Origin of the sequence: Parasphingorhabdus cellanae (genome assembly GCF_017498565.1) — a bacterium.
GTDB lineage: Bacteria > Pseudomonadota > Alphaproteobacteria > Sphingomonadales > Sphingomonadaceae > Parasphingorhabdus > Parasphingorhabdus cellanae.
The window spans coordinates 3,348,317-3,366,462 of sequence record NZ_CP071794.1; the positions used below are offsets into that span (position 1 = coordinate 3,348,317).

20 protein-coding genes are annotated in these 18,146 nt (G+C 52.4%); 14 read left to right on the top strand and 6 right to left on the bottom strand.

Annotated elements, in window-relative coordinates; all coding sequences use genetic code 11:
• Complete coding sequence (purL, locus tag J4G78_RS16145) at positions 1-2,241, bottom strand: phosphoribosylformylglycinamidine synthase subunit PurL (RefSeq protein ID WP_207987527.1); 2,241 nt, start codon at positions 2,239-2,241, stop codon at positions 1-3.
• Positions 2,242-2,372: 131 nt separating this feature from the next.
• Here purL and J4G78_RS16150 point away from each other — a divergent pair, with 131 nt between their 5' ends.
• Positions 2,373-3,095 carry an SDR family NAD(P)-dependent oxidoreductase gene (locus J4G78_RS16150; protein WP_207987528.1) on the top strand — a complete coding sequence of 241 codons (723 nt, stop codon included), beginning with the start codon at positions 2,373-2,375 and terminating at the stop codon, positions 3,093-3,095.
• Positions 3,096-3,108: 13 nt separating this feature from the next.
• Positions 3,109-3,708, top strand: a complete 600-nt coding sequence (locus J4G78_RS16155; protein ID WP_207987529.1) for a 2-hydroxychromene-2-carboxylate isomerase — start codon at positions 3,109-3,111, stop codon at positions 3,706-3,708.
• 15 nt (positions 3,709-3,723) lie between these two features.
• Here the strand turns inward: J4G78_RS16155 and J4G78_RS16160 are convergent, their stop codons facing one another.
• Positions 3,724-4,881: an NADP-dependent oxidoreductase gene (locus J4G78_RS16160; RefSeq protein WP_259371341.1), complete on the bottom strand. Its 1,158-nt coding sequence runs from the start codon at positions 4,879-4,881 to the stop codon at positions 3,724-3,726.
• An 18-nt stretch (positions 4,882-4,899) separates the two neighbouring features.
• Between J4G78_RS16160 and J4G78_RS16165 the strand changes: the two genes are divergently transcribed.
• Positions 4,900-5,079, top strand: coding sequence for a DUF1289 domain-containing protein (locus J4G78_RS16165; RefSeq protein WP_207990805.1), 180 nt, complete (start codon positions 4,900-4,902; stop codon positions 5,077-5,079).
• A gap of 6 nt (positions 5,080-5,085) precedes the next feature.
• Here J4G78_RS16165 and J4G78_RS16170 read toward each other — a convergent pair whose 3' ends face one another.
• Positions 5,086-5,988 (bottom strand): LysR family transcriptional regulator, encoded by a 903-nt coding sequence (locus J4G78_RS16170; RefSeq protein WP_207987531.1) that lies wholly within the window; start codon positions 5,986-5,988, stop codon positions 5,086-5,088.
• Positions 5,989-6,249: 261 nt separating this feature from the next.
• On the opposite strand from J4G78_RS16170, the gene J4G78_RS16175 reads away from it, so the two are divergent.
• Positions 6,250-6,621: a DUF983 domain-containing protein gene (locus J4G78_RS16175; protein WP_207987532.1), complete on the top strand. Its 372-nt coding sequence runs from the start codon at positions 6,250-6,252 to the stop codon at positions 6,619-6,621.
• Positions 6,622-6,663: 42 nt separating this feature from the next.
• Here J4G78_RS16175 and J4G78_RS16180 read toward each other — a convergent pair whose 3' ends face one another.
• Together J4G78_RS16180 and J4G78_RS16185 are read right to left on the bottom strand one after the other, a co-directional pair.
• Positions 6,664-7,071: a DUF2177 family protein gene (locus J4G78_RS16180; protein ID WP_207987533.1), complete on the bottom strand. Its 408-nt coding sequence runs from the start codon at positions 7,069-7,071 to the stop codon at positions 6,664-6,666.
• 28 nt (positions 7,072-7,099) lie between these two features.
• The gene (locus J4G78_RS16185) at positions 7,100-7,759 is read right to left on the bottom strand and encodes a metal-dependent hydrolase (protein ID WP_207987534.1); all 660 of its coding nucleotides are present in this window, start codon (positions 7,757-7,759) and stop codon (positions 7,100-7,102) included.
• Between the two features lie 135 nt (positions 7,760-7,894).
• Between J4G78_RS16185 and J4G78_RS16190 the strand changes: the two genes are divergently transcribed.
• The 7 genes from J4G78_RS16190 (at position 7,895) to J4G78_RS16220 (ending at position 13,212) form a co-directional block, all read left to right on the top strand.
• Positions 7,895-8,155: an exodeoxyribonuclease VII small subunit gene (locus J4G78_RS16190; RefSeq protein ID WP_207987535.1), complete on the top strand. Its 261-nt coding sequence runs from the start codon at positions 7,895-7,897 to the stop codon at positions 8,153-8,155.
• Between the two features lie 38 nt (positions 8,156-8,193).
• Entirely contained in the window at positions 8,194-9,060 is an 867-nt protein-coding gene (locus J4G78_RS16195) for a polyprenyl synthetase family protein (RefSeq protein WP_375140374.1), read from the top strand.
• 38 nt (positions 9,061-9,098) lie between these two features.
• The gene (gene coaD / locus J4G78_RS16200) at positions 9,099-9,602 is read left to right on the top strand and encodes a pantetheine-phosphate adenylyltransferase (protein WP_207987537.1); all 504 of its coding nucleotides are present in this window, start codon (positions 9,099-9,101) and stop codon (positions 9,600-9,602) included.
• A gap of 160 nt (positions 9,603-9,762) precedes the next feature.
• Positions 9,763-10,377 carry a peptidylprolyl isomerase gene (locus J4G78_RS16205; protein ID WP_375140375.1) on the top strand — a complete coding sequence of 205 codons (615 nt, stop codon included), beginning with the start codon at positions 9,763-9,765 and terminating at the stop codon, positions 10,375-10,377.
• A 9-nt stretch (positions 10,378-10,386) separates the two neighbouring features.
• Positions 10,387-11,415 carry a tRNA preQ1(34) S-adenosylmethionine ribosyltransferase-isomerase QueA gene (gene queA / locus J4G78_RS16210; RefSeq protein WP_207987539.1) on the top strand — a complete coding sequence of 343 codons (1,029 nt, stop codon included), beginning with the start codon at positions 10,387-10,389 and terminating at the stop codon, positions 11,413-11,415.
• A 240-nt stretch (positions 11,416-11,655) separates the two neighbouring features.
• Positions 11,656-12,618 carry a homocysteine S-methyltransferase family protein gene (locus J4G78_RS16215; RefSeq protein WP_207987540.1) on the top strand — a complete coding sequence of 321 codons (963 nt, stop codon included), beginning with the start codon at positions 11,656-11,658 and terminating at the stop codon, positions 12,616-12,618.
• A gap of 9 nt (positions 12,619-12,627) precedes the next feature.
• Entirely contained in the window at positions 12,628-13,212 is a 585-nt protein-coding gene (locus J4G78_RS16220) for a GNAT family N-acetyltransferase (RefSeq protein WP_207987541.1), read from the top strand.
• A gap of 89 nt (positions 13,213-13,301) precedes the next feature.
• Here J4G78_RS16220 and J4G78_RS16225 read toward each other — a convergent pair whose 3' ends face one another.
• Positions 13,302-13,652 (bottom strand): BufA1 family periplasmic bufferin-type metallophore, encoded by a 351-nt coding sequence (locus J4G78_RS16225; protein ID WP_207987542.1) that lies wholly within the window; start codon positions 13,650-13,652, stop codon positions 13,302-13,304.
• 155 nt (positions 13,653-13,807) lie between these two features.
• Between J4G78_RS16225 and tgt the strand changes: the two genes are divergently transcribed.
• Genes tgt through J4G78_RS16240 form a run of 3 tightly spaced genes read left to right on the top strand, consistent with a single transcriptional unit; the run spans position 13,808 to position 18,116 of the window.
• Positions 13,808-14,935, top strand: a complete 1,128-nt coding sequence (gene tgt, locus J4G78_RS16230) for a tRNA guanosine(34) transglycosylase Tgt (protein WP_207987543.1) — start codon at positions 13,808-13,810, stop codon at positions 14,933-14,935.
• Positions 14,932-17,658 carry a bifunctional [glutamine synthetase] adenylyltransferase/[glutamine synthetase]-adenylyl-L-tyrosine phosphorylase gene (locus J4G78_RS16235; protein ID WP_207987544.1) on the top strand — a complete coding sequence of 909 codons (2,727 nt, stop codon included), beginning with the start codon at positions 14,932-14,934 and terminating at the stop codon, positions 17,656-17,658. Before tgt ends, J4G78_RS16235 begins: the two co-directional genes overlap by 4 nt.
• A complete protein-coding gene (locus J4G78_RS16240; RefSeq protein ID WP_207987545.1) occupies positions 17,655-18,116 on the top strand; it encodes a peroxiredoxin in 462 nt (153 codons plus the stop codon). The genes J4G78_RS16235 and J4G78_RS16240 overlap by 4 nt, the downstream gene beginning before the upstream one ends.
• The last annotated feature ends 30 nt before the right edge of the window (positions 18,117-18,146 follow it).

Sequence of the window (18,146 nt, forward strand, 5' to 3'; positions counted from 1 at the left end):
TTAGTCTTTCATCCAGTCGCGGAAGAAACTGTCACTGGCTTCACGGAGGTCATTGGCATCCAAAACAAACATTTGATCAATACCAAGACCAAAACCGCCCTTAGTCTCTCCAATCCTTTGAATTTCGACACCCGAAGATGATGCTTCGGAAGTTAGCCCTTCAGGGTCGCTTGTAGATACTAAATACCGGCCTTGGCCCTCACCGAATAACCATTGTGTCAGCGTCAGATTGGGATCATGTGATGATAACAGCGCGCTCACACCTCCAGCTAGAACCATCTCAGCAACCGCTACGAACAAGCCGCCATCGGAAATGTCATGAACAGCAGTCACATTGTCACTACCGATCATTTTTCTTACGAAGTCACCGTTAGTTTTCTCCAGGGAAAGATCTATTATCGGAGGAGCGCCGTCTTGGCGCCCGTGAATTTCACGCAGCCATGTTGATTGGCCAAGTTCCCCTGCATTTTTGCCTACAACGAAAATAGCTTCTCCCTCATTTTTAAACCCGATGGTCATCATCTTGTCGAGATCATCAATCAATCCCACCGCGCCAATAGCAGGCGTCGGCAGGATCGCATGGCTCACGCCATCTGCGCCAGTGGTCTCGTTATACAAGCTCACATTGCCCGACACGATTGGCATGTCGAGCGCTTCACAGGCCTCCGCCATGCCTTCGATACAGCCGACAAATTGTGCCATGATATGCGGTTTTTCGGGATTGCCGAAATTCATGCAATCGGTTGTCGCCAGCGGTTTTGCCCCGACCGAGCAAAGGTTGCGATAGGCCTCCGCAATCGCCTGCTTGCCGCCTTCAACCGGATCGGCCTTGCAATAGCGCGGCGTGCAATCGGTGGTGATCGCTAGGCCTTTGTTGGTGCCATGGACGCGGACAACGGCTGCGTCTCCGCCGGAGCGTTGTGCGGTGTCGGCACCGACCTGGCTGTCATATTGCTCCCAGATCCAGCGGCGCGAGGCGAGGGCAGGGCTTGCCATCATCTTCAGCAGGTCTGCGCCGATATCGGTGCTTTCGGGAATGTCGCCGAGCGGTTGGGTCGCGACATGCGCCTTATATTCCTCCTGCGTCAGATGCGGCCGGTCATAAAGCGGCGCATCGTCGGCGAGTGGGCCAAGCGGAATGTCGCAAACCGTCTCGCCCTTGTGGGTCAGCACCATGCGGCGGGTATCGGTCACTTCGCCAATCACGGCAAAATCCAGTTCCCATTTAGTGAAAATCGCCTCGGCCATTTCCTCGCGGCCGGGTTTCAGGACCATCAGCATGCGCTCCTGACTTTCGGACAGCATCATCTCGTAAGCGGTCATCCCAGTTTCGCGGCAGGGCACTTTGTCCATATCGAGAATTATGCCGACCTCGCCATTGGTCGCCATCTCGACGCTGGAGCTGGTCAGGCCAGCCGCGCCCATATCCTGAATCGCGACAATCGCGTCGGAAGCCATAAGTTCCAGACAAGCCTCGATGAGCAGCTTCTCGGTAAACGGATCGCCAACTTGCACTGTTGGGCGCTTTTCATCGCTGTCGTCATCAAATTCCGCGCTGGCCATGGTCGCGCCATGAATGCCATCGCGGCCGGTTTTGGAACCGACATAGACGATGGGGTTACCAACGCCGCTGGCAGCGGAATAGAAAATCTTGTCCGCATCCGCAACGCCCACGGTCATCGCATTGACAATGATATTGCCGTCATAGGCTTCATGGAAATTGGTTTCGCCACCAACCGTGGGCACGCCCACGCAATTGCCATAGCCGCCAATGCCAGCGACCACGCCTTTGACGAGATGCTTCATCTTGGGATGTTCGGGCCGTCCAAAGCGCAGCGCGTTCAGGTTCGCCACCGGCCGCGCGCCCATGGTGAACACATCGCGCAAGATACCGCCTACGCCGGTCGCGGCGCCTTGATAGGGCTCTATATAGGACGGATGGTTATGGCTCTCCATCTTGAAGATGGCGGCCTGACCATCACCAATGTCGATGACGCCGGCATTCTCACCCGGACCGCAAATGACTTGAGGGCCGGTCGTGGGCAGCTTTTTCAAATGCAGGCGAGAGCTTTTGTAAGAACAATGCTCGGACCACATGACCGAAAAAATGCCAAGCTCGGTGATATTGGGCTCGCGACCGAGCGCGTTTAATATACGCTGATATTCCTCTTCGTTGAGGCCATGTTCGGCAACAATTTCTGGTGTGATTTTTTCAGCGGTGCGCGAGGATGTCTGTGTCATGAAAACCCTTTAACGAGCCGTCCCGATTCCGCCTAGTGCGAATTATCAGTTTTGCAGAACCCATTGCATTCGACGAGCGGTTATGGTTTCATAATGAAACTGAAATACCGTTTAATGGCTGGAATATCAATATGGAAAAAATGGTTTTGGTCATTGGCGCGGGCGATGCCATCGGTAGCGCCATCATGCGTGCCTTTGCCGACAAGGAATATGTGGTTTGCGGTGCGCGGCGCGGCGGAGAAAAACTGGAACCATTGGTTGAAGAGCTAAGAGCCGCTGGAAAACAGGCCTACGGATTTTCATGCGACGCGCGCAAGGAAGAGCAGATCGAAGACTTGTTTGCTCAAATCGAAGCCAATATTGGGCCGCTCGATTGTGTGGTTTTCAACGTCGGTGCGAATGTGCCGATGACCATCCTCGACACAGATACACGGAAATTTTTCAAAATTTGGGAAATGGCGACCTTCGCTGGATTCCTGACAGGACGGGAAGCCGCACGTGTGATGACAAAGCGCAGACAGGGCTCGATCATCTTTACCGGCGCCACAGCCAGCATGCGTGGCGCAGCAGGCTTTGGTGCCTTTGCCAGCGCCAAGGGCGCTCTCCGCAATATGGTGCAAAGCCTCGCCCGCGAAATGGGGCCGCAAAATATCCATGTCGCTCACGTCGTCATTGATGCAGCCGTTGATACAGATTGGATCAAAGGCATGTTGCCCGATTATGAAGAGCGCAAAGCCAATGATGGCATTGTGAACCCAGACGACCTTGCGCAAAATTATGTCATGCTACACGAGCAGCCACGCAGTGCCTGGACTTTCGAAATGGACATCCGGCCGTGGAATGAAAAATGGTGATAGGGGAAGACAAATGACCAAAACGATAGAGCTATGTTTCGATTTCGTTAGTCCAAATGCCTATCTTATATGGTTTCCATTGAAGGCGTTGGCCGAAAAACACGGCGCCAGCATAGAAATCACACCAGTGTTTCTTGGCGGTATGCACAAGCTGACTGGAAATGCACCGCCGATGATCCGTGATGCAGAAGTAAAAGGCAAAAATGCTTATGCTATGTTGGAGATGACCCGATTTATCGCTAAGCACGGCCTTACCAAGTGGCAGATGAACCCATATTTTCCATTTAATTCGATCACATTGCAGCGCATGCTCGTGGCTGTTGACACTGATAAGCGCGGCCAACTGATCGACACATTGTTGCCGCCCATATGGGAACAACAGCTAGATGTGACCGATGTCGAAGCGCTAGGGAAAATCGTTCAGGAAGGTGGCTTCGATGCGCAGGACCTTTTTGCAAAAACGCAAGACCCTGTGGTCAAACAAGCGCTAATAGACAATGTCGAAGGGGCGGTCGAGCGCGGCGCTTTTGGTATTCCCACCATGTATATCGACGGCGAAATGTATTTTGGCAAAGAACGCTTGGGACAAATGGACGAACAGTTGTCTTCTTAGCTGATCCCGCCACTCTTAGGGTTTGACGACCAAATTTCCGAGATGCTTGCCATTGAACAGCATGAATAAAGCCTCGGGGAAATGGTCAATCCCTTCGACTACATGTTCCGGCAGAACAAGCTTACCAGACCGCATTAGTTCCGAAATTTCGGCTATCGCTTCGGGATATTGGGCCGCATAGTGACTGACCACAAAGCCGCGCATGGATGCATTGCGCTCCGCCAATCGCAGATATAATTTCGGACCGCGCACATCTTCGAGATGTTGATATTGTGAGATGGCACCGCAAATCACAACACGGGCGCCCGACACCGCCAGATTATCGAGCACATTGTCGAGAATCTCACCTCCGACATTATCAAAAAATACGTCCACGCCATCTGGTGCCGCCTTTGCCAATGCTTCGGCCACATCCGAGCCTTTATAGTCAATCGCGATATCCGCACCCAGCGTATCGGTGAGATATTTACACTTTTCCGGGCCACCCGCGATGCCAATGACAACGGCACCTCGCGCTTTAGCCAATTGCACGACAACAGACCCTACTGCGCCAGCAGCGCCCGATACGACAACCACATTGCTCTCTTGCACCTCTCCAACGGCGACTAATCCTACCCACGCGGTCAACCCGGTGGTGATACCTAGCTGTCCCGCAAAAGCCGATGGTTCTATACCATGCTCGGGCTCCACTTTGGTGGCTGCACTATCGGTTAAGAGGGCGTGCGTTTGCGCAGACATCAGGCCATAAACCCAATCGCCAATTGCCAGGTTTTTACTATTCGTCTCGACAACCTGACCGACACCAAGTGCTCTAATAGTGGTTCCTATATCGCCAGTCTTGTGCATGCCTTCGTCGTTCAACGTCGTGCGAATCCATGCGTCCATCGATAGAGTATCAACCTTTGCAACAATATGACCTTCGGGAATATCTTCGATACTGACGTCTTCAACGCCGAAGTCATCTATGGTCGGCATGCCATTTGGCCGTTGTTTTATGAAAACTCTGCGGTTCTGTATAGCGATGACCGAACTCCTACCTCTGGTTGTAAAGCGCCATGGTCTGTATGGATAAGTGGCCGTGTCACAAGTAACATTTTGACTAGCTGAGCTGTCGCAATTCCACCTGCGCTCTCTGTCGTAACCGAAGAAATAGGCTTGCTCGGCCCTTGCCAATATGCTGATGAAGGCGGTATGGACTCCCCCTGCAAAAATATCTGCGCGATTGATCGTCCGACAGGTCTTTGCGTGGGTTGTGGGCGTACCTTGTCTGAAATCGGGGAATGGGCTTCCGCTCCGCCAGAACGGAAACGACAGATATTGTCAAAATTGCCAGAGCGAATGCGGAAGATCGGCAAAATTGCAAAGCAATGATGACTGTTATGGAGAGGCCAAAGTCACATTGATATACTGATTTAGTGCATCAACAAAAACACGGGTTTTGGAAGGAAGATGTTGTCGATTGGGATAAACAGCATAAATTGCTCGACTATCATTTCCAATCCTGTCTTCTAGAATTGGTTTCAGTTTTCCGGCCGCAATCTCAGAGGAAACCAAAAAGTGGGCAAGACGAGCAATACCCATGTTTTGCAACGTCGCGGCCTTTACCGTGAGACCAATTCCAGAAAACACGCTGTTAATGCGGATTGTTTCGCCTTTATCGCCGCCATCGAACGTCCATTGGTCATTGGTCTTACCTTTGGCATGGATCGTCAGGCAACGATGGTGACGAAGATCGGCGGGAACCCTTGGCGTTCCATGCTGTTCCAGATATTCTGGCGAGGCGCATATTATCCAAGGATCGTCAATCAGCTTACGGGCAATAAATGAGGTTTCCGCCGGCCGATCAAATAGCAACGCAGCATCCACTCGTTCATTCAGCAAGTTAATCCCACCATCGCCTTGCAATAATAACACCGATACTTCCGGATAATCCTGAGCAAATTTCTGGAGAAACGGAACCAGGACTTGCAACGACAGTGCATCAGATGCAGCGATGCGTAGAACGCCTCTAGGTACGCTGCTCAAGTTTCGCGCGGTATCTTCGGCATCCTCAATCTCTGCTAAAATATTTTCACATCGGTCAAATAGGGCATTTCCGGCTTCGGTCAGCGATAAAGTACGGGTCGTGCGGTTAAATAATCTGACACCCAACCGATCCTCAAATCGGCTGATTTTTTTGCTTACGCCCGATGGCGTCAATCCCAGTCGGCGTCCTGCTTCAATGAAGCTTCCCGACTGCACGACTTCCGTGAAAACAGACATTTCATTTGTCGAGTGCATAGCCAATTATTGATCCAATTAGTGATTTTTTGTCAATAATAATTTTCCATAAAGTCCATTTATTCATGCTGTAAAACCCCCTATTTGCCAGCTGATGAGAGGCAGTGGGTCATATCAGGATCGACTTTCACATCGGTTCTTCCGCTGCGGCGGATGGCTCAGCCTAATGCCCCACCGGTCGAGCCAGTTTACTGACGATCAATTCGTCGATGAGACACAGATCAAATAAAGTGACTTGGATGGCTGTACAGGAATTAAAGCATGGAAGACGAAGTGGTCGCGTTGATAAAATCCGGCATGAAGCTGAAATGCGGACATTGCGGGCAGGGTAAGCTGTTCAGAAGCTATTTGAAATTTCATGACAATTGCCCGCATTGCCGTCAGGATTTGACCGTTGCTGATACGGCCGATGGACCAGCCTTTTTTGTTGGGTTTTTTACGATGATTGTTTTTGCACCGATTATATTGGTGCTTGTTCAATCTGTAGAAACTGTATTCGCCAAGATAACAGCCTTTATCGTGGGCATATTGGTTTGTGCTGTCGTTTGCCTTGTCCTGCTACCACCCGTCAAAGCGATATTGCTGAATCTGCAAATCAATTATGATTCGGGCGAAGGGACGACTGAGAAATGAGACAATCGGTGGCTGTAAATGACAGGCCCAAACTTTCCTGACTTAGACTTTCACGAACTTTAGCACGAGATAGGCTGTCAGCGCGGCGGTCACGCCCGTCGCAAAAGTTCCCCAAGCAATGTCATAAAGGGTGATTTTAGTCGACCAGACTTTAAGCACCGCCTGACTGGTGAGGTCATAGGTTGCATAAGCAATCCCGCCAAATAGGGCACCGTTTAGCAATGCAGTTGTCCATTGACCGCTGACGAGAGCGGGTTTGACGCCGAACCAGATGATTCCAAATAAGTAGATCAGATAGAAAGCCAAGGCCGGCAATTTGCGGAACTCATCAGCCATGATCTCGCCGATCACGGGGCGGTACAAGCTATTCGCCATATTCGTAAGCCATAGGAAATCAAGGATACCAAAGATGACGGCAGCGATAATATAGGCGATGACAAATTGGGTCATGTTTTTTCCTGTTTTCGGGCCCTTTTAGTCAGGCGTGTTTCAAGGTCCTTGTCCGACCCACAAATGCAGCTGCAACTGATGCAAACGTGAAAGCGATCAATGCTGTCACCATCATAACTTCATCAGCTGCTTCCGGTTCCGGTGCGAACCAATTAAATGTTTGAAATACGAGCAGCAATATGACCAGAAGCACTAAGGCGAGCTTTGAACGCGGGGCCGTTGATCGTGTTCGAAACACGAAAAAACCAAGCGCCCCAAAGGTGAGAAACAGCTCCAGCGGCATGGCTATGGCCGGGTAGTTCCAGAGGCCAAAACCCAGATTTGGCGGCGATCCTGCCAGCGTCAGATCTGGTGCGTGGACCAGTAAATCAAGTAGCCAATGGGAAAAGACAACTGCGCCGCCAATTAGCGCGCCGGTCTTGTTGCGGGTGATCAACCAGATCAGTAACGCAAAGCCCAAAGCCCAGACACTGCTGCCCAGCAAGCTATGCGTATAGGGCATATCATAGAGATCCAGCGGATTCATAACTGTCATGCCGGGTGTGATTCGGAAATTCTCGATACCGAATAGAGCCAGCCCGAAAAAACCAAAGTCCACCAATTGCCCGGCGACAAATAATGTACCGAGGCCTGGTGCTTTTGGATGAGTTGCTGCGACCATTGCTGGCGCGAAATGCCCGATGAACATTAAATCCTCCCCCGTCGCAACTGATCCTAACCTTGATGCTGGTAAATAGCTAGATCAGGACTTGGATATCGAAACTGATGAATTTGCGGTTTCGGGGCCTTGACCGAAACCCAAAGCAGCGTCATTGGAATGAACATGAGTGAAACGGCCCAAAATAAATCCGACGACGACGCTAACTTGAATTTCGAAGATGCGCTGAGGCGTCTGGAAGATATTGTCAGAAAGTTGGAAAGTGGCGATGTGCCTCTGGATCAATCGATCGCGCTCTATGAACAAGGCGAAAAGCTGCGCGGACTTTGCCAGAAACGCCTGGAAGATGCGCAGGCCAAGATTGAGAAAATCACACTCGACCGCGATGGCAAAGCCCAAGGCGTCACCGCCTTTGACGCGGATTAACAATGCCTGCCAATAATAATATGGACCTGCAGCTGGAAATGTCTCGCGTCGCGAGCGCGGTTGATAAGCAGTTTGACCTAATGTTGGTGGTGCCTGATGACGCCCGCGCGCAACTTTTTGAAACGATGCGCCATGCCGCGATCGGTGGCGGAAAAAGATTGCGACCGTTGTTGGTTATGGCAACATCACGCCTGTTCAATGTCGATGAAAATTGTGCCTTGCGCGCTGCAACGGCTTTAGAAGCGCTACATGTTTATTCGTTAATCCATGATGATCTGCCTTGCATGGATGACGATGATATCCGGCGCGGGAAACCGACGGCCCACAAAGCTTATGGCGAGGCACAAGCTGTTCTTGCCGGCGACGCACTACATGCTTTGGCGTTTGAATTGCTGGCAGATGAAAATACGCATAGCGATCCATTTGTTCGCGCTGAAATGGTTGCCTGTTTGGCAAAAGCAGCGGGGCCATCCGGTATGGCCGGTGGGCAGATGATGGATCTTGTCGCGGAAACCGCAACCTTTGATTTGCCGACCGTGACACGGTTGCAACAACTGAAAACAGGCGCTTTAATTAGTGCCTGCATTGAAATTGGTTCGATTTTGGGCCGCGTCCCGGTGGAAGGCAGAACGGGACTGCGCGGGTACGCCCATAATCTTGGGCTCGCTTTTCAGATTGCTGATGACATTTTGGATGTTGAGGGTGACGAGGTGCTGACAGGTAAAGCACTGCATAAAGACGAAAAGGCTGGGAAGCAGACATTTTTGAGCCTGATGGGATTAGACCGGGCCAAGGAACAGGCGCAAATGCTGGTCGATCAAGCCAAATCGCATTTAAATGGTTATGGCGAGGAAGCTGATTTGCTTCGCGCTATTGCCGAATTTACGGTTCAACGGGACCGGTAAACGCTGTTAGGAACTAAGGTTCCTAAGGGGGAGATATTATGAGAGTAGGTATTTATCCTGGGACTTTTGATCCTGTCACACTGGGACATATGGACATTATTCAGCGCGGCACACGGCTGGTAGACAAACTGGTCATTGGCGTTACGACTAACCCTTCGAAGTCTCCCATGTTTTCTTTGGAAGAGCGGCTTGAAATGGTCCGCCGTGAAACAGCAGATCTAGGCGATGCGGTGGAGGTTGTTGCTTTCAACGCGTTGCTGATGAAATTTGCTCAAAAACAAGGGGCAAGCGTCATCGTTCGTGGTTTAAGGGCTGTTGCCGATTTTGAATATGAATATCAAATGGCGGGCATGAACCAACAATTGAATGACGAGATTGAAACTGTGTTTCTGATGGCTGATGTGTCGTTACAGCCAATTGCATCACGGCTGGTCAAGGAAATCGCGATGTACGGAGGTGAGATACACAAATTTGTATCGCCCAAAGTTTGTGAAGAAGTGATTGCGCGCGTTTCCGAGATTGGTTTGAAGGGCGAACAATAATCAGGTTTTGACAAGCAGTTCATTGCGGCGAAAGCATATCTCGTCCAATAGGCAGCAATATTGAGATCACGAGATCAAAACGATACATAGTGATGACCAACGAACAGGTGAGTAGTTATATATGCTAAGCAAATTTATTGTTTCCTTCTTTGCTTTCGCAATGATGAGCAGCGGCGCGATGGCTCAGGAAGAGACCGCTCCGACTGCACCGGCTCCGGCCTCTGTTCCTGCTGAAGAGAATATTTTGCATCTTGATCTCTCCACTGGTGGCCGAGTGACGATACAGCTTTATCCGGATATGGCACCCAATCACGTAGAACGCATCAAGACGCTCACGCGCCAAGGGTTTTATGACGGTATAATTTTCCACAGAGTCATTGAAGGTTTTATGGCGCAGACTGGTGATCCGACCGGTACCGGCACCGGCGGTTCCGAGCTTCCCGACCTGACAGCCGAGTTCCATGCGTTTCCACATTTGCGGGGCGTGGTCTCGATGGCGCGTGCAGAAGGGGAAAACAGCGCAAATAGCCAGTTTTTCATCGTATTTTATCCGCGATTTGCGCTTGATAAGAAATATACGGTTTTCGGTCGCGTGACCGGGGGTATGCAATATGTTGATAAGATTAATCGCGGCGAGCCGCCTGCGAACCCAAGTCGCATTTTGCAAGCATCCATCGCAGCCGATGGTAAAGCCCCTCCAGCAGCGGGCGCATTTTCACCGATACCGGAAAAAGAAATTTCAGTCGACGATCTGAACGCTCCGATTGAACCATAGGTTTTTTCCGTGCGCGTCGATCTCTTTGATTTTGCGCTACCACAGGAGAATATCGCTTTAAGGCCCTCTGCTCCAAGAGACAGCGCGCGATTGCTGAGCGTCTCGGGACCAGAACAGTTATCTGATCATGTGGTAAGCGATTTGCCGCAGCTTTTATCCCAGAATGACATATTGGTTTTTAACGATACAAAAGTCATTCCCGCACAGCTTGAAGGTAGCCGGGGCGAGGCGAAAATTGGCGCGACCCTTCATAAACGGGTCGATCTCAGGCGCTGGCAGGCGTTTATTCGCAACGCCAAACGACTAAAAATTGATGATGTTGTGGATTTCGGCCAGGATGTCTTTGCGCGGGCTGAAGAGAGATATGCTGACGGGAGCTTTCTTCTCCACTTTCTTGGCGAGGAACCGGTTGAAGTCCTGCTCGGAAGGGCAGGCACCATGCCGCTGCCGCCTTATATCGCGAGCAAACGGGACATTGATGAGCGCGACGCTGAGGATTATCAGACGATGTTTGCCCGCGAAAAAGGTGCGGTAGCTGCGCCAACAGCCGCGCTGCACTTTACCGACAGGTTAATAGCGGCGCTTGATGATGCCAGAATCGGGCGTGAAACCCTGACCCTGCATGTTGGCGCTGGCACGTTTCTGCCGGTTAAAGTGGAAGAAACTGATGACCATCAAATGCATAGCGAATGGGGTAGAATCGAGTCCGCGACAGCCGATCGACTCAATCGGGCGCGCGAAAAAGGTGGGCGCGTGATTGCAGTCGGAACGACCAGCCTACGCCTGCTGGAAAGTGCGACAGGGACTGATGGTATCATCCAGCCATTTGAAGGCGACACGGACATATTCATTACCCCTGGCTATCAGTTCCGGGCGATAGACGGGTTGATGACGAATTTTCATCTGCCCAAATCCACCCTGTTCATGCTGGTCAGCGCGCTGATGGGGCTAGAGACGATGCAGGCGGCCTACGCCCATGCCATTGCCGGAGGATACCGGTTTTACAGCTATGGGGATTCCAGCTTGCTGTTGCCGTGACCGGTTAGCGGTATTGATGACCAATGGTGACGAGAGCCCATATCGAAACGGCATCCCATCGTTACTCGTTCCATTTTCGATAGCGACAAGCGCGCTGCGGATAAATATTTCCAGCTTCATTTCCCAGATTGAATATTTGCCAACACTTTTTGCGAAATCGCAAATCCATTGCTGGAATCGATGGCAGAGGCGGTCACCGATAAGTGGCGACCCGCGCCACCTGATGAAGAGACGAGAACCATGCCAATATATAGAAATTGCCTGCCGCAATTGGACGCTGGGATTTTTCTGACAGATGGCGGTATTGAGACGACCCTGATTTTCGAAGATGGGCTCGATCTGCCGGATTTTGCGGCCTTTCATCTGTTAAAGGACGCCGCCGGACGCGACGCATTGTGTCGCTATTTTCACCGCCATGCCGCAATCGCGAAAGCGCATGGCGTCGGCTTTATTCTGGAAAGCGCCACCTGGCGGGCCAGTGCCGACTGGGGGGCCAGGCTTGGATATAATGAGTCGTCGCTCGCGGAGGCGAACCGGCACGCGATCAAGTTGCTTGTCGAATTGCGAGAGGAGCTTGCAACAGCAAGTTTTCCGATGCTTATCAGCGGCTGTGTTGGCCCGCGCGGCGATGGTTATGATCCGGGTGCCCTTATGAGTACGGCTGAGGCTGAGTTTTATCATCGACAACAAATCTCTGTATTTGCCGACACAGAGGCGGACATGGTGACCGCGATAACGATGACCAACGTCAACGAGGCAATCGGATTGGCGCGCGCCGCTGATTCACTGGCTATACCGCACGTCATCTCATTTACGGTCGAGACCGATGGTCGATTACCGACAGGTCAGTCACTTAAAGAAGCGATTGAAGAGACTGACGCAAAAACAGGAGCCGCACCCGCCTATTACATGGTCAATTGTGCGCATCCGACACATTTTGATCAGGTTCTAGATGGCGGGTCCTGGATTGACCGATTACGCGGCCTGCGCGCGAATGCCTCAACATGCAGTCATGCTGAGTTGGATGAGGCGGAAACGCTGGATGAGGGTGACCCCTTTGACTTGGGGCAACGTTATGCCGCGCTGCGGGCGCGCTTTCCCCAGATAAATATTTTGGGCGGCTGCTGCGGAACCGACCATCGCCATATCAAACAGATCGCTCTAGCTTGTACCAGTGGCGGGGCAGGCTTTGAACAAGAATAAGGATTTTATATGTGCATACCAGAAGTGAGCGTCGCGCAAGCCGCCGATCGAACCGAATTGATTGACACATTGGTTCTGGGCTTCGCGGCGGATCCTATCGCCCGATGGGTTTTGCCCGAAACCCACACGTACTTGACCTGCATGGGGGCATTTTTTGACGGTTTTGGCGGCAGGGCCTTTAACCATCAAAGCGCCTTTGTTGCCAATAGCGGTCAGGGTGTAGCGCTTTGGTTACCACCTGATGTCGAACCCGATGAAGAAGCGATGGATGCGGCGCTTGAAAATCATATTGCCCCTGAACTGGGCAAGGATTTCGCGATGATGATGAAACAGATGGGGCACTATCATCCCGATGAACCCCATTGGTATCTCCCCGTCATAGCCGCCGACCCTCAATATTTCGGGTGTGGCTTGGGCGGTGAATTGATGAAACATGCCTTGCGACGAGTCGATGAAGACAGGTTGCCAGCCTATCTCGAATCGTCCAATCCGCGTAATATATCACTTTATGAACGTCATGGTTTTGAAGTGGTCGGCGAGATTCAAGTCGGTAAGTCGCCGGTAATGACGCCGATGATTAGAGCTGCGCGATAAGGCCATTGGCGCAGAAGAGATATTGATCAATCAGGAAAAAAAGGGCGGTTCAATCGAACCGCCCTTTCAAAGACTTATATTTTAACGGCTTAGCCTTCAGCAGCAGCGACTGGAACTGGCGGATCATTGTCAGCCACTTCGGTCAGCGAACCACCCTGCGGTTCACATTCGCCGGCTTCGGTATATGTCCAGGCATTGCCTTGATAATCGACAACGGATGTGCCGGCACAGCTCGTACCTTCGCCAGCGGCGCAGTCATTTTCGCCGGCTTTTGCGATACCAAAACATTTTTCTTTTTCGGCGGCAGCCACTTCAGTAACTTCTTCGCCGGTCGCTTCTGCGCCTTCGGTTGCTTCGCTAGCGCCACCGGAACAGGCGGAAAGGGCTGCGGCTGCGATCAGCGCGGTTGCGGCTGAACTTAATTTCATTGTCTTTGTCATATTCTACTCCCGATTTTGGTCTTTGAAAAACTGCTACCATCCTGCACAGTTACTGAGGGATTCGTACAAGACGGCCCTTTGGTTACACCATAAGGTAAAAAACACAAAATTCTTTGTTTTTGCGGGCCTTACTTCGTTGATTGGAACAAATTTGAATGGATGACCGTTTTTCTTTTTCGATCGCTGCCACCGATGGCAAGGCGCGCACCGGAAAAATCGCGATGCAACGCGGGGACATTCGCACACCAGCCTTTATGCCGGTGGGGACGGCTGCGACAGTCAAGGCAATGAAACCGGAAACGGTGCGTGCAACCGGCGCGGATATCATCTTGGGCAACACATATCATCTTATGCTTCGGCCTGGCGCGGAGCGGGTAGCCAAGCTCGGCGGCTTGCACAAATTCATGAATTGGGAGCGGCCGATCTTGACCGATAGCGGTGGCTATCAGGTGATGAGCCTGTCGGATCTCACCAAGATGAGCGAAAATGGTGTGGAGTTTCAAAGCCATTTGGATGGATCACTCCACATGCTGACACCGGAACGTTCGATGGAAATTCAACGCCTGCTCGGCAGCGATATCGTTATGGCTTTTGACGAATGCACCAAAAATGGTGCAACTCGCAAGGAAGCGGTCCTGTCTATGGAGCGGTCAATGCGTTGGGCCAAGCGGTCCCGGGATGGTTTCGACAGCGGCAAAGACCATGCTAAAAAGGCGGCGCTTTTTGGTATTCAGCAAGGGTCTCTGGATAAGGATATCCGCGCCGCTTCTGCTGAAGCGCTGATCGAAATCGGTTTTGATGGGTACGCGATTGGCGGATTGGCTGTGGGCGAGGGACAGGAAGCAATGTTCGATGTGCTTGATTATGCGCCCGATCAACTGCCGACTGACAAACCGCGCTATCTGATGGGCGTTGGCAAGCCGGATGATCTGGTCGGGGCTGTCGAGCGCGGCGTCGATATGTTTGATTGTGTGCTGCCGAGTCGATCCGGGCGCAATGGTCAGGCTTTTACCGAGACCGGTCCGATCAATATCCGCAACGCAAAATTTGCCGAAGATCTGGAGCCTTTGGACGCAAGTTGCGCTTGTCCTGTTTGTCAGACCTACAGCCGCGCCTATCTCCACCACCTGATCCGGTCAAAGGAGATATTGGGGGCGATGTTGATGACCGAGCATAATATTGCTTTTTATCAATCACTAATGGCCGGGATGCGAGGCGCCATAGCGGGCGGCGTTTTTGCTGCCTTTGCCAGCAATTTCCGCGGGAAATATCTGCCGCAATGATAAAGGGGCTCCCTGAACCAACTGACCTGAAAGATGCGATGAAGCGCGCGCAGGACCATGCGCCTTACCTGGGCATGGCCATGGAGGTTCAGCCGGAGCTGACAGCATTGCTGGCGGAAGAGAATTTGAAAGCGGCCCTGGTATTTGTAAACGAAGCCGGAGCCGGGGCAGAAAATGTCCGCCAGAAACTAAGGCAAGAAAAGCGGGCACTTGCGCTGACATTGGCTGTGGGCGATTTGGCGGGACGGCTGAGTTTGACCGAAGTTGTTACGCAGCTTTCGGATTTTGCCGATCGCGCGCTGGATGAAGCTTTGGCGGATATTTACGCAACCCGTTATCCGGACGCTGATCCCAAGGGCCTGGCGGTCATCGGTCTGGGCAAGCATGGCAGCCGGGAATTGAACTACTCGTCCGACATCGATCCGATCTTCATTTATGACCCTGACAAAATACCGATCCGTGGCCGCGAAGAACCGAGCGATGCGGCGCGGCGCGTTGGCCAACAATTGGTAGACGCTCTTAACGCGCGCGACGCGGATGGTTACGTTTTTCGGGTTGATATGCGGCTGCGGCCTTCACCAGAAGTCAGTCCAGTGGCGCTGCCGGTCGAAGCGGCGATAAGCTATTATGAATCCAGTGCGCTGGCATGGGAGCAGGCGGCGTTTATACGCTCGCGCTTTGCGGCAGGGGACGGTGATCTCGGGCGCTATTTTCTGGAGACAATCAATCCCTTCATCTGGCGACGTTCTCTGGACTATGGGGCCATTCGCAATATTGGCGCTGTATCCGTCCAAATCCGCGATCATTATGCTGCGGGGCAGAAATTTGGTCCCGGATATGATCTGAAGCGCGGACGTGGCGGTATCCGCGAAGCGGAATTTTATGCGCAGATGCACCAATTGATCTTTGGTGGTCGGGAGCCGGCGCTGCGTGCTCCAGCGACGCGGGATGCTTTGCGCGAACTGGCCGATGCGGGCCGGATTGATTCAGATAGAGCGACGACTTTAGCTGAATCCTATGAATTGTTCAGAGTGATCGAACATCGCCTGCAAATGGTCAATGATCAACAAACGCACAGCCTGCCCAGCGACGAGACAGCATTGGACAGGGTCGCCCAACTCCATGGGTTGAACGAGGGGGCTGATTTACTAGCCCTGCTGGCCCCAGTCGTAGAAGCCGTCGGCGCGATCTATGACGAGTTAATTGCCTCTGATGACAGCGATGCGCTGCCACAAGCAGATCAGGCGCTGGAGGCGGCGCTGGAGCAAAGAGGCGTTACACAAGTTGCTAGCGTCGCTGAAAAAATCAAACGCTGGCGCAGCGGCAAGGTGACCGCGCTCAGAAGCGCAGCGGCGGTGGAATCCTTCGAAGCCGTGCTGCCTGAAATGATCGAAGCCATTGCAGCCTCACCCAATCCGCAACAAGCGCTCATCCGTCTGGACAGCCTGATCGACAAGCTGCCCACGGCAATTAATTTTTTCCGCATGCTTGAAGCGCGTCCGGGCCTGCGGGATATGCTTAGCCACATATTGAGCCATGCGCCTGTCTTGGCAGAGGAGCTGTCTCGCAGGACCGAATTGCTGGAAGGGTTGATCGATACAACCGCATTGGACCTGCCGCCTTCGGTTGACGAGTTAGCCCAGCAATTTGCGCGGTGTGAAGATGGCGATGATTATCAGATGCTGCTCGACCGCGTTCGCGCGCGTGTCGGGGAGAAGCGTTTTGCACTGGGCACACAGCTGATCGAGTCCCGCCACGATCCACTGGCTATCGCGGCCGGCTACGCGCGGGTTGCCGAAGCAGCGATCCAGGTGCTGACGGACGCGACGATATCGGAATTTGAAAAGGCTCATGGCAAGGTCCCCGGCAGCGAAATGTTGATCCTTGCACTCGGCCGATTGGGCGGTGAGGCGCTCACCCATGCTTCGGATCTTGATTTGATCTTTCTTTTCACCGGCGATCATGGCGCGGAATCAGATGGTCGGCGTCCCTTGGGCGGTACGCAATATTTTAACCGGCTTGCCCAGCGTATGGTTGCTGCGCTTTCCGTGCCCACGGCCGCGGGGCCGCTTTATGAGGTCGACACCAGACTAAGACCTTCCGGGACACAAGGTCCGATGGCTGTTACCATAGAAAGTTTCTATAAATATCAAGCAGAAAGCGCCTGGACTTGGGAGCATATGGCACTAACCAGGGCGCGTCCGGTTTATGGCGGAGCTGAGGCGCGCGAGCAATTGCAGGAGCAGATTCAAGCGATATTGAAAAAGCAGCGGGAGCCGGAAATCCTTCGCAAAGCCGTGCGAAAAATGCGGCTGGATATTGTCGAGCATAAACCACCAAAAGGACCGCTCGATACAAAGCTGATGGAAGGCGGGCTGGTCGATTGGGAATTCATCATCCACTTCCTGCAACTTAAAACCGGCGAAGCCTTGCACCCGCAATTAGGGGAGGCCGCGCGCGGGCTGGTTGCTGGCGGACATCTGGACGAAAATATGGTGGCAGCCCATGAATTGATGACGCGTTTGCTTGTCGCTTTGCGGCTGATGTCACCGGACTGCGACTATCCGCCAGAGACGAGCCGCGAGCTGATCGCCAAGGCGGCTGGCCAAGAAAGTTGGGATGCCCTTTTGAACGGGTATGACACGGCCCGGCAATGCGTTATTGAGGAATGGAATCGGCACCTGCGGCCAGACCCCCATGAAATATTAGGAGACATATTATGATAGACGTTGGCGAGAAGATGCCTGACATGGACCTGACAGCGCCCGATGGCAGCACGGTGAAATTGTCTGATTATCAAGGCAAGAAACTGGTGCTGTTTTTCTATCCCAAAGCCAGCACCCCGGGATGTACCACGGAATCGAAAGACTTTTCTGCGCTGCTGCCGGAGTTTGAAAAGACCGGTGCAGCGGTTCTGGGCATGTCAGCCGATAGCCCGAAGCGCCAACAGAATTTTATCAACAAACAGGAATTGACCGTTGATATCGCTTCGGATGAAAGCACGGAATTTCTGGAGAAAATCGGTGTGTGGGCCGAAAAGAAAATGTACGGCAAAACCTATATGGGCATAATCAGATCCACTTTTCTGATCGGACCGGACGGCAAGGTATTACAGGCTTGGCCAAAAGTGAAGGTCAAGGGGCATGCTGAAGAAGTGCTGGCCGCCGTTCAGGCCGCTTGAGGCATTCTTGATTTGAACGTCGTAGCACCA

What these genes read in the sequence shown, in the direction of transcription:
- purL (WP_207987527.1), bottom strand. Translation starts at nt 2,241, where the DNA reads ATGACACAGACATCCTCGCGCACCGCTGAAAAAATCACACCAGAAATT.
- J4G78_RS16150 (WP_207987528.1), top strand. Translation starts at nt 2,373, where the DNA reads ATGGAAAAAATGGTTTTGGTCATTGGCGCGGGCGATGCCATCGGTAGC.
- J4G78_RS16155 (WP_207987529.1), top strand. Translation starts at nt 3,109, where the DNA reads ATGACCAAAACGATAGAGCTATGTTTCGATTTCGTTAGTCCAAATGCC.
- J4G78_RS16165 (WP_207990805.1), top strand. Translation starts at nt 4,900, where the DNA reads ATGGACTCCCCCTGCAAAAATATCTGCGCGATTGATCGTCCGACAGGT.
- J4G78_RS16170 (WP_207987531.1), bottom strand. Translation starts at nt 5,988, where the DNA reads ATGCACTCGACAAATGAAATGTCTGTTTTCACGGAAGTCGTGCAGTCG.
- J4G78_RS16175 (WP_207987532.1), top strand. Translation starts at nt 6,250, where the DNA reads ATGGAAGACGAAGTGGTCGCGTTGATAAAATCCGGCATGAAGCTGAAA.
- J4G78_RS16180 (WP_207987533.1), bottom strand. Translation starts at nt 7,071, where the DNA reads ATGACCCAATTTGTCATCGCCTATATTATCGCTGCCGTCATCTTTGGT.
- J4G78_RS16185 (WP_207987534.1), bottom strand. Translation starts at nt 7,759, where the DNA reads ATGTTCATCGGGCATTTCGCGCCAGCAATGGTCGCAGCAACTCATCCA.
- J4G78_RS16190 (WP_207987535.1), top strand. Translation starts at nt 7,895, where the DNA reads ATGAGTGAAACGGCCCAAAATAAATCCGACGACGACGCTAACTTGAAT.
- J4G78_RS16195 (WP_375140374.1), top strand. Translation starts at nt 8,194, where the DNA reads ATGTCTCGCGTCGCGAGCGCGGTTGATAAGCAGTTTGACCTAATGTTG.
- coaD (WP_207987537.1), top strand. Translation starts at nt 9,099, where the DNA reads ATGAGAGTAGGTATTTATCCTGGGACTTTTGATCCTGTCACACTGGGA.
- J4G78_RS16205 (WP_375140375.1), top strand. Translation starts at nt 9,763, where the DNA reads ATGATGAGCAGCGGCGCGATGGCTCAGGAAGAGACCGCTCCGACTGCA.
- J4G78_RS16215 (WP_207987540.1), top strand. Translation starts at nt 11,656, where the DNA reads ATGCCAATATATAGAAATTGCCTGCCGCAATTGGACGCTGGGATTTTT.
- J4G78_RS16220 (WP_207987541.1), top strand. Translation starts at nt 12,628, where the DNA reads ATGTGCATACCAGAAGTGAGCGTCGCGCAAGCCGCCGATCGAACCGAA.
- J4G78_RS16225 (WP_207987542.1), bottom strand. Translation starts at nt 13,652, where the DNA reads ATGACAAAGACAATGAAATTAAGTTCAGCCGCAACCGCGCTGATCGCA.
- tgt (WP_207987543.1), top strand. Translation starts at nt 13,808, where the DNA reads ATGGATGACCGTTTTTCTTTTTCGATCGCTGCCACCGATGGCAAGGCG.
- J4G78_RS16235 (WP_207987544.1), top strand. Translation starts at nt 14,932, where the DNA reads ATGATAAAGGGGCTCCCTGAACCAACTGACCTGAAAGATGCGATGAAG.
- J4G78_RS16240 (WP_207987545.1), top strand. Translation starts at nt 17,655, where the DNA reads ATGATAGACGTTGGCGAGAAGATGCCTGACATGGACCTGACAGCGCCC.